We start from the raw sequence: 9908 nt of genomic DNA on the forward strand, positions 1-9908 counted from the left end.
TTAACGGATAGAGATTCCCTCCATGGAAAAAATCACCCAGGGCCATCATGGCAGCCTGAGCCTGGATATGGTTCAGGACAACATCAGCAAACTGAAGCAATTGTTTCCGGAATTGATCACGGAAGACGCCAGCGGTGCAAAAATTGATGTGGATGTGCTGAAAGAACTGGTGGGCAATCAGGTGATTGATGGCGATAAGGAACGCTATAACTTCACCTGGCATGGTAAAGCCGCCGCCCGTCGTCTGGCGCAAACACCCTCTACCGGCACCCTTCGCCCCTGCAAAGAAGAATCAAAAGACTGGGACACCACGCAAAACCTGTTTATTGAAGGTGATAACCTGGAAGTGCTGAAGCTGCTGCAAAAGAGCTATCACAAAAAGGTGAAGATGATTTATATTGATCCGCCTTATAATACGGGGAAGGATTTTATCTATCCGGATAATTATCGAGACAATATAAAAAATTATTTGGAGCTGACCGGTCAAGTTGGGGAAGAAGGTCATAAGCTTTCCGCTAACTCAGAAACATCAGGACGTTATCATACTCATTGGTTAAGTATGATGTACCCTCGGTTAAAGCTAGCAAGGAATTTAATAAAAGAAGATGGCTTTATCGCTGTAAGCATTGATGATGCTGAAATCAAAAACATGCTTGAAATCTTAAATGATATTTTTGGAGAGCAGAATCACCTAGCAACATTATGCTGGGATAAAAACAGAAAAAATGATGCTAAGTTTTTCTCTGTTGGTCATGAATACATGATTATATTTGCAAAAAACAAACAACTCCTCAAAGATTTAAATACAGAGTTGAAAGAACCTTTACCTGGCATTGCGCAAGCAAAGAGAATAATTGAAGAATCAACCAAAAAGCATAATTCTGATTGGGATAAAGTTAGAGAAGACTGGCTAAACTGGTTTAAAGAAATCCCCTTGTCTGATCCACGCAGAAGATTAATGAGGTACTCTAAAGTCGGACCTAGAGGTCCATATAGAGATGATGGCAATATCAGTTGGCCCGGTGGAGGTGGACCACAATATGAAGTTCTTCATCCTATCACAAATGAGCCAGTGCCAGTGCCCGGTAGAGGATGGGTATACCCTACAGCTGAAAGATTTTGGGAAGAGTATAACAATGGAAAAGTTGTATTCGGTGACGATCACCAAACTTCGGCTCGAATTGCCAGTTATCTTTTTGAGAGCAATGGTCAAGTCATGCCCTCTGTTTTTTACAGTTATGCGCAAACCATAACCCAAGAATTCATTGAACTTATGGGGGATAAAATATTCGACAACCCAAAAGGCGTTAGTGATCTTTATCGAGTAATTTCTTATTTAACATTAGAAAACGATTTAGTATTAGATTTTTTCTCCGGTTCATGTACTACTGCACATGCTGTCATGAAAATCAATTCAACTATCAACAAGAATCTAAAATTCATAATGGTACAGCTCCCGGAACCTTGCAATAAGAAAACTTTGGCATTTAATCATGGTTTTAAAAAAATATCTGAAATTGGCAAAGAAAGGATTAAGCTTGCAGGCGTTGATATTCAAAACAACCAAGATACAAAATACAGTGTTGATACAGGTTTTAAATCATTCAAACTCGACTCCAGCAATATAAAACCCTGGGATGCCGATTTCGACAACGTGGAAGATATGATTGCCGCAGCGGATGATAGCCTGAAAAAAGACCGCTCCGCCGACGATGTACTCTACGAAATCCTGCTGAAATACGGCCTCGACCTCACCCTGCCCATCGAAGAACACATTCTGGCCGGTAAAACCGTGCACAACATTGGCAACGGCGCTCTGATGATCTGCCTGGATGATGAAATCACTCTCGATGTCGTCAATGCCATTGGAGGCCTCAAGAAAGAACTGCAACCGGAAGTCATGCGCGTGGTGTTCAAAGACGCTGGCTTTGCTGACCCAGTCGTTAAAACCAATGCCATTCAGGTGCTCAAGCAGTTTGGCATTGATGATGTGAAAAGTATCTAAGGACGGGATAGACAATGAAGATTCAATTTGATCCCGATCTGGATTATCAAAAAGTGGCCATCGATTCGGTGGTCAGTGTCTTTGAAGGCCAGGAAACCTGCCAGACTAACTTTTCCGTACCGGCTTACAGTGCCCCTGCTGCCCATCAGGCTGATCTCTATCAGGGATCGGAATACGATGATCTGGGTGTGGGTAACCGATTGGAGCTGCTGCCCGATGAGCTGCTGGATAACGTGCGACAGGTGCAGCTGAATCAGGGCCTCAAACAATCCAAAAAGCTGAACTCCATGGACTTTACCGTGGAGATGGAGACCGGCACCGGCAAAACCTACGTTTACCTGCGCTCAGCCTTTGAGCTGAACCAGCGCTACGGCTTCACCAAGTTTATTATTGTGGTGCCATCGGTGGCCATTAAGGAGGGGGTGTTCAAGTCGCTGCAAATTACCGAGCAGCACTTTAAAGAGCAGTATAACAACGTTCAGTACGATTACTTTGTTTACGATTCTCAAAAGCCGGACCAGGTTCGCAGCTTTGCCACCAATGATTATATTCAGATCATGGTGATCAATATTGATGCCTTTCGCAAAAGCTTTACCGATCCGGATAAAGAGACCAAAGCCAACCTGATCCACCGAACCCACGACAAACTCAGTGGTATGAAGCCCATCGAGTTTATCCGTTCGACCCATCCGGTGGTGATTATTGATGAACCTCAGAGTGTGGACACCACCGCCAAGTCCAAAGAAGCGATTGCTTCTCTGAACCCGCTGTGTACCTTCCGCTATTCTGCGACCCATAAAGACAAGCACAACCTGCTGTACAAGCTGGATTCCATTGATGCTTACGAGCAGAAGCTGGTGAAACAGATTGAAGTGGCCCATATCGATGTGCGCGATGGGCACAACAAGGCCTACATCAAACTGCTCGACACCAGAAGCAATAACAGTGGCATCTCGGCAAAGATCGAAATGGATGTCATGCAGTCCGGCAAGGTCAAGCGGGTGGTTAAAACCGTCAAAGCCAACGATGACCTGTATGAGTTGTCTGGCGGTCGTGATGTCTATGAAGGCTATGTCATCAACGATATTTACTGCAAAACCGGCGATGAATACATCGACTTTACCAGCAAGCCCGATGAGATCCGCAAAGGTGAGCTGATTGGCGGTGTCGATGACGATGAGTTTAAGCGTCTGCAAATCCGCAAGACCATTGAAGAACATCTGGAAAAAGAGCTGTTGCTGATTCCCATGGGCATTAAGGTCCTCAGCCTGTTCTTTATCGATAAAGTCGCCAATTATCGCTTTTACCAGGATGGCGTTGCCCAGCCAGGCAAGTACGCCAAAATCTTTGAAGAAGAATATGTCAACATTGCCCGCAAAGGGAAATATCGCAGCCTGTTTGAAGAGACCTCGCCAGAGGCGTTAGTGAGCCAGCTTCATAATGGTTACTTCGCCATTGATAAAAAGAAAGACAGCGCTGGTGAAGCACAGTTTAAAGACTCCAAACTCTCTGCCAAGGGCGAAGGCGGGAAAACGGCAGCGGATGAAAGCGCCTACAATCTGATCATGAAAGAGAAGGAACGGTTGCTGAGCCTGGACTGCAAACTGAAGTTTCTGTTCTCCCACTCTGCGCTGAAAGAAGGCTGGGATAATCCCAATGTGTTCCAGATTTGCACCCTGAACGAAACCGCCTCAGTGATTAAAAAACGACAGGAGATTGGTCGTGGTCTTCGCATTGCCGTTAACCAGCAGGGCGAACGGGTTCATGGTTTTGAGGTGAACACGCTGACCGTGATGGCCAATGAGTCCTATGAGGATTTTGTCGCCAGTCTGCAAAAAGAGATCGAGGAAGAAGAAGGCATTCGCTTTGGCGTGGTGGACGACCACCTGTTTGCCAATATCGTGATCAGACACCAGGGGGGAAAACCGGAATTTCTTGGCGCTGAGAAGTCAGAACAGATATGGCAACACCTGCTGGATGCCGGTTATATCGACAAGAAAGGCAAAGTTCAGGATGATCTTAAAACGGCGCTGAAGGAGGGCAACCTTGACCTGCCTTATGACGTGATGGCCCAATCAGAGCAGATTCAGGCAGTACTGAAGAAAGTAGCGGGCGGCCTTAACATCAAAGACAGCAGCAAGCGGGAAACGGTAAAACTGAATAAGGCTGTGTTCCTGGGTGAAGAGTTCAAGTCGTTGTGGGAGCGCATTAAATACCAGACCACGTACCGGGTGGATTTTGATCACCATGCCCTGGTAGAAGAGTGTGCCAAAACCATTGAGAAAGATCTGGTGGCCGGTAAAACCAAGTTTGAATACGCCAAAGGCACCGTCGCCACCAAGCGCAGTGGACTAGAGGTAACGGAGAGCAAAACTCAAACCTATACCTATGATGCCAAAGACTATAAGTTGCCGGACATCGTCAGTTATCTGCAAAACGCCACTAACCTGACCCGTCGCTCAATCGTCAGCATCCTTACCCGGTGCAACCGACTTGATGCCTTTCGTAATAACCCGCAGAAGTTCATTGATGAAGCCACTAATATCATCAAACTGGTGATGCGCCGATCTATTGTGGATGGCATCAAATACCAGAAAATTGGTGATGAACATTTCTACTGTCAGGAGCTGTTCCAGGATAAGGAGCTGAAAGGCTATCTGGGTAAGAATATGCTTGAATCGGGGAAATCGGTGTATGACCATGTCATTTACGACTCCGATGTAGAGCACGACTTTGCCGAAGCCTTTGAGAAGAGCGAAGAGGTGAAGGTTTACGCTAAATTGCCAGACTGGTTCAAAATTGATACCCCGCTGGGAACCTATAACCCGGACTGGGCGGTACTGGTGGAGAACAATGGCAGCCAGAATCTCTATTTTGTGGTGGAAACCAAAGGCTCACTGTTCAGTGATGCCCTGAGGCCAACTGAGCAAGCGAAGATTGATTGTGGGCGGGAACACTTTAAGGCATTGGGTGAAAATGTTAGCTTTGCCAAGGCTAATAATTTTGAGTCTTTTGTTGATCAGGTGGCGGGATAAGCCACTTATTCAGTAAATAAAGGCAGCACTAACACAGCCGATTAACGCAGATTACGACTCTTTATACAGGTATTTCAATGTCACCAGGAAATTTTCTCGAGGGTTTGTTTTATAAAGCTTCATCAGAGCATTGGACTGATATTTTTATTTGGTTAATTCTGGGTGTATTTGTACTGGCTATTTTTGAGGCAAGACGTGGAAAACATTCACGTTTTCTCGAACATGCACCCAACGTCATGACTTCACTGGGTATTCTGGGAACCTTTACCGGGATTATCATTGGTCTGGTGCATTTCCAGCCCGATAAGATTGATGAGAGTATTTCATTACTGTTAGATGGTCTGAAAACAGCCTTTATCACCAGTTTGGTGGGTATGTTTGCTTCGATTCTCTTCAAAGCGTTGGATGCATGGAAATTTGCCCCGATGAGGGAAGATGGAGAAGAGAAAGAAGATGTAACCCCTAAGGATATTTACCAACAGCTATCAGGTCAGACAGAGCTTTTAACCCAGTTGAGAGAAAGCTTGGCCGGTAACGAGGAAGGCTCAGTTAATGGTCAATTAAAGAATCTTCGCAGCGATCTTCGAGATGCAGCCAAAAAACGTGATGAAGAGTATCAAGCTTTTTCTCTGAAGCTTTGGGCTCAAATGGAGAATTTTGCGGATATGCTCTCCAAGTCGGCCACCGAACAAGTTATCGAAGCTCTGAAGCAAGTTATTGTGGAGTTTAATCAAAATCTGACAGAACAATTTGGAGAAAACTTTAAAGCCCTGGATGCTTCGGTCAAAAAACTGGTGGATTGGCAACAGCAATATATGGAACAGCTGACCCAAATGAGCCAGCAATACGCAGAGGGAGTCAAAGCAATAGACAGTACCCGGGATGCCGTATCCACCATCAGTGAAAAAACAGGAGAAATCCCGGCGTCTATGGATCAGCTGAAAGCTGTTCTGGAAGTTAATCAGCATCAAATTGCGGAGCTCCAGCGCCATTTAGAGGCATTTGTAAATATGCGAGACCAGGCAGTTAAGGCAGTGCCTGAAATTCAGTCTCAAGTTAAGGGAGTAGGAGATCAGCTTCAGCAAGGCGCACAGGAAATGAAAAAGGTTATGTTGGAAGGTGCGACCCAATTCAGTACCTCCGTCAACCAGACCAATGCCTCTATTACCAGTATGGCCGATAGCCTCACAAGTAATGCCGACTCGATCACTACCACTTTGAAAGATGGATCTGAACAGGTTCATAAAACCACCAGAGATATGGTGGAGCGTCTTGAACACAGCAGTAAGAATCTTCAGGGTGAGCTTGAGCGATCTATTAGTGCAGTGCTTACCACCATCCAGGACCAGTCAAAGAAATCTCTTGGTGCTGTTGAAGGTCAAATCCGCGAGGCTGTCAGCCGTTCAGGCGAAGGGGTTAACAGACAGCTTGCGGCACTTGACCAGTCATTGCAGCAGGAGCTGAACCGGGTAATGCAAGAAATGGGTAAAGCACTGACCAGCATCACACAGAAGATGGCCGAAGACTATCACCGTATGGTTTCCACTCATAAGCCGCCCCGGGACAATGACAAGGGGTACGGTTACTGATGAAGAAAATCATAGGGCAATCCAGCAAGGCCAATCACCAGGACAGTGAACACTGGATGAATGTTTCCGACCTTATGGCCGGGCTGATGATGGTTTTCCTGTTCATATCCATTGCCCTAATGCGCTCTGCCATTATTGAACGGAACAAAATCAAAGATGTTGCAATTGCGTACCAGGGCAACCAGGTGGCTATTTATGAAAGTCTGATGGCAGAGTTTAAGGATGATCTGGCAAAATGGGATGCTGAAATTGACAGGGATTCTCTGGCTTTCAGGTTCAAATCGCCGGATATTTTATTCGACACAGGCAAGTCCGAAGTTACTGATTCATTCAAGCTTATTTTAAGTAATTTCTTTCCGAGATTTCTCTCTACCCTCGAACAGTTTAGTGATGTAGTTGAAGAAATAAGAATCGAAGGGCATACCAGCTCTGACTGGGAGGGTTCAAGTACGGAAGATGCATATTTCAATAATATGAATCTTTCCCAAAAAAGGACAAATTCTGTTCTGAAATATATTCATGATACAGAAGCCAATAAACAACGCAGAGATTGGATCAGAATGAATGTCGCTGCTGTTGGTTATTCGTCCTCAAGACCGATATTGACAGATGATGGATTGGAAGATGCCATTAGATCTCGTCGGGTTGATTTCAGAGTGGTTACGAACGCTGAAACACAAATAAGAAAAATTCTTGTGGAATAATCAATATGAAGCTTGACGTTGACTTTAGTGCTTTGTGGAATATTGCCAGCCAAATTGGAGCCCGTCGCAGTGACTTCTCACTGGATGAAGAAGTCAAACCTATCAAGGAAATTGATGTTCGTTTGGGCGGTGAGGGTATTGAGGTTAACCCGGAAGAACTGCAATTAAGGGGTGGTCTTTTCTCTTATGAGGGCCGGCAGGTAGTACTTTATATTCCCAACCATACGAACAGAGATATTGAAAAAGCATTAATTGATAAATCAGTCCGAAAAAAGTTTCATGTTGGCTTCTGTTCTCATCTTGAAAAAATGAAAAAACAAAAACAATTTGAAAAATATAAGGCAACAAATAATCTATCAGGCGAATTTCGTATTTTCGGAAAAAGTAAAATTGATCGAATCACAAAAGAAGGGGATGTCAGTCTTGATGTGTGCATGTACTGTCTTGAAAAGCTCAATTATCAGGGAGCTTCTGACAGAGCCATTCGCCGGACGGTAAGGGATTCCTTTGATATACCACAGTTTTTCTCCACTTATAGTTCCTTCTTTCCTTATTTACCCAGCGGTATTGGAGGCGACCCCAGTAAAGCAGACTATACACCTGATTGGCCAACTGTTTCTGCAAACTACAAGGCATCAAGGAGCTATACCTGTGAAAACTGTCATGTAAACCTGAATAGCCACAAAAGCCTGCTTCATACCCATCATATCGACACCATTCCAGGAAATAATCGCCCTGAAAATCTTCAGGCACTCTGTGTTGATTGTCACCGAAAAGAGCATGGTCACATGCATGTCAAACATCGTGACATGCAAATTATTACCCAGCTTAGACTGGAACAAGGTTTGATTGAGAAACAGTGGAGCAAGGTACTCCAGCTCGCCGATTCAGCACTCGATGGTGTGCTTAGAAAGTTACAAAAGAAAGGGTATCAACCTCCAGAAATTGGCTACTCAATCACCAACAATCGTGGTGATGTTATTGCTATCACCGATGTTGCCTGGCCTGAGAATAAATTAGCCATAACCATCGAAAAGATTGATCAGGCTATACCAGGCTGGAAGATTGTTCAGCCTGAAGATTTCTTATGAAAAAATAAAACCCTTGCCAATCAATAATGATCAAGTTGATGGGGTCGATATGGCTTGTATATTTATTGAACGTGATTCTCGTATATGCAGCCAGCCACTATCAAACTGTTCCTTGTCAAAGGCAGCCCAACCGGACTGCGTACCGCCGAAATTTCCAATTGGACAGGCAAGGCCATTGCCGGACCTCGAAGTGATCTTGATGATTTTCTGACTCGGCCAGAGTTGAGCAGCCCAGGGGTTTATCTGCTAACGGGCACTGATTCTGAGTCTGGAGATCCGGTTTTTTACATAGGCGAAGCAGAGGACGTTTCCAAGCGGCTGAAACAGCATGCCAAAAATGAGGAAAAAGACTACTGGATTCATACCTCTGCCTTTGTCAGCAAAGACGATAACCTGACGAAAGCCCATATACGCTACATAGAGGGAAAACTGATTCAGTTGGCTCAAACTAATAAGCGAACCATTATCATGAATAATGCTGCAAGCGGCTCTTCATTGCCTGAAGCGGATCGTGCAGAAATGGATGTTTATATTGAGCGCATGTTGCAGTTACTGCCTGTGTTGGGGATTCACCACTTGGTATATTCTTTGCCAACGACCAAGTCTGGCAGTACCACTTCCGCTTTTGCATCAGAGAGTGCATCGTTATTTTATTGCAAGGTCAAAGGCTCGCTTATGGCAACTGGTAAGCGCTCTGAGGGTGGCTTTACCGTTTTTAAAGGCTCACAGGCGGTTGAACACCCCGTTAATTCTTGCCCTGAACGCTTGCGGGCCAGTAGAACCAGGCTAATTGAAAAAGGCATACTCGCGGAAAGTGATAATTGTTATGTCTTCACCGAAGATTATGAGTTCAGTAGCCCCAGTGCAGCTGCCTGCACGCTTAGGGGGCGAAGTACTAATGGTCCGACTTCCTGGGTCAATGATCATCAGCAATCTTTAAGGGATCTTGGGCTTTAACTTAAACCTCCACTTCGTACTGCGCCAAACTCGGCGCAGTACCTTTGATCTCACCTTTTTCAATAAATACTTTTTCCCCAACACTTACAGACTCCCCTTTAACCGCTATAACCGAGCCATCTCTAAGCTTTGCCTGGCTGGTGCCATTGCCGTTATTGGCGGTAATGGTAGCCACGATCCGCCCCCCTTCTGGAATGAGCGCCTTGAACTGTTGCCAGATGTTAGTGGTTGCCATCAGTAGTGCCTCTCCAATTCAGTGCTTTGAATAACGGTTCCCACGCCACTGGCACTGATACTGGTCGCCAGACAAAGGGCTTGCCAGTCTCCCGTTATATCCTGAACCTCGACTAGCATTCCCGGCTCAATTAGTCCGGGAGCGGTATTGGTATCGGTCAGAGGTAGCTCGATGGTAGTAATGCTCTGGTTGCCACCTATGTGCATATTCTGGTAAACGTGAACGCTAATTCTGGTAAGCGTGAACACCTCCGCTTACCCAAGCACTGCCCTCCTTTATTTGTAGCCTGAGT

The 9908-nt window shown here is 45.3% G+C and carries 8 protein-coding genes; 6 read left to right on the forward strand and 2 right to left on the reverse strand.

Annotated features, from left to right (window positions below; genetic code table 11):
- Window positions 1-22 precede the first annotated feature (22 nt).
- From ACO6VE_RS20355 to ACO6VE_RS20380, 6 genes are all read left to right on the forward strand, one after another.
- Window positions 23-2005 carry a site-specific DNA-methyltransferase gene (locus tag ACO6VE_RS20355; protein ID WP_422463131.1) on the forward strand — a complete coding sequence of 661 codons (1983 nt, stop codon included), beginning with the start codon at window positions 23-25 and terminating at the stop codon, window positions 2003-2005.
- Between the two features lie 14 nt (window positions 2006-2019).
- Window positions 2020-5040 (forward strand): type III restriction-modification system endonuclease, encoded by a 3021-nt coding sequence (locus ACO6VE_RS20360; RefSeq protein ID WP_422463133.1) that lies wholly within the window; start codon window positions 2020-2022, stop codon window positions 5038-5040.
- 77 nt (window positions 5041-5117) lie between these two features.
- On the forward strand, window positions 5118-6629 hold the full coding sequence (locus ACO6VE_RS20365) for a MotA/TolQ/ExbB proton channel family protein (RefSeq protein WP_422463135.1): 1512 nt from the start codon (window positions 5118-5120) through the stop codon (window positions 6627-6629).
- Window positions 6629-7333: an OmpA/MotB family protein gene (locus ACO6VE_RS20370; protein ID WP_422463137.1), complete on the forward strand. Its 705-nt coding sequence runs from the start codon at window positions 6629-6631 to the stop codon at window positions 7331-7333. The genes ACO6VE_RS20365 and ACO6VE_RS20370 overlap by 1 nt, the downstream gene beginning before the upstream one ends.
- Before the next feature lie 5 nt (window positions 7334-7338).
- Window positions 7339-8424, forward strand: a complete 1086-nt coding sequence (locus ACO6VE_RS20375) for an HNH endonuclease (RefSeq protein ID WP_422463139.1) — start codon at window positions 7339-7341, stop codon at window positions 8422-8424.
- An 84-nt stretch (window positions 8425-8508) separates the two neighbouring features.
- On the forward strand, window positions 8509-9381 hold the full coding sequence (locus tag ACO6VE_RS20380) for a GIY-YIG nuclease family protein (protein ID WP_422445430.1): 873 nt from the start codon (window positions 8509-8511) through the stop codon (window positions 9379-9381).
- 1 nt (window position 9382) lies between these two features.
- On the opposite strand, the gene ACO6VE_RS20385 is transcribed toward ACO6VE_RS20380, so the two are convergent.
- Entirely contained in the window at window positions 9383-9616 is a 234-nt protein-coding gene (locus ACO6VE_RS20385; protein ID WP_422463141.1) for a hypothetical protein, read from the reverse strand.
- On the reverse strand, window positions 9616-9822 hold the full coding sequence (locus ACO6VE_RS20390) for a hypothetical protein (protein WP_422463142.1): 207 nt from the start codon (window positions 9820-9822) through the stop codon (window positions 9616-9618). Before ACO6VE_RS20390 ends, ACO6VE_RS20385 begins: the two co-directional genes overlap by 1 nt.
- Between the last annotated feature and the right edge of the window lie 86 nt (window positions 9823-9908).

Source organism: Endozoicomonas sp. ALB115, assembly GCF_049310245.1.
Classification (GTDB): Bacteria; Pseudomonadota; Gammaproteobacteria; order Pseudomonadales; family Endozoicomonadaceae; genus Endozoicomonas.